This is a genomic window from Streptomyces sp. SID13726 (genome assembly GCF_010548375.1).
Classification (GTDB): Bacteria; Actinomycetota; Actinomycetes; order Streptomycetales; family Streptomycetaceae; genus Streptomyces.
Window position 1 is genome coordinate 1 of the sequence record NZ_JAAGLY010000190.1, and the last position, 573, is coordinate 573.

The following is a 573-nucleotide window of genomic DNA, read 5'->3' on the forward strand; positions in this document are numbered from 1 at the left end:
GGCCAGCCGCAGCGGCCCGGCCGAGAAGTTGGTGATGCCGTCCACGGCGAGGCGGATCATCTTGCTCAGCGGGTACTTGGTCTCGCCCGCCACCCGCTCGGCCCGCCGGTACGTCACCTGCCCGCTCGGGAAACCGAGCCAGGGCACCAGCAGCCGGTAGACCTGGTGCTGGTCCGGCAGGGACTTGAGGGCCTCCACGGCCTCGCGGCTGAGCAGCCGGAAGTCCCCGGCCTGAGCGGGCACCTGCTTGCCGACCATGCGGCGCATCAGCCGGTAGTAGGCGCCGGCGCTGAGGCGCTTGAAGGCGGTGTCGGTGCTGCGGTCGGAGCGGACGCCGTAGACGATGTCGAGGTTCTCGGACCGGGCCAGGTCCAGCATCTCCGGGATCTTCTCCGGCGGGTCCTGGAGGTCGGCGTCGATGCTGGCCACGTAGGCCCCGACCGAGCTGTGCAGTCCGGCGCGCAGGGCGGCCTGGTGGCCGGAGTTGCCGCGCAGCCGGACGATGCGGAGCTCGGGCCAGTCCGTGCGGAACTTCTCGAGCAGTTCGGCGGTCCGGTCGCTGCTTCCGTCGTC

At 71.6% G+C, this 573-nt stretch carries 1 protein-coding gene; it reads right to left on the reverse strand.

Annotated features, from left to right (window positions below; all coding sequences use genetic code 11):
- The coding region (locus tag G3I78_RS47095; protein WP_164436756.1) for a glycosyltransferase family 2 protein at positions 1 to 573 on the reverse strand (573 nt) is incomplete at both ends.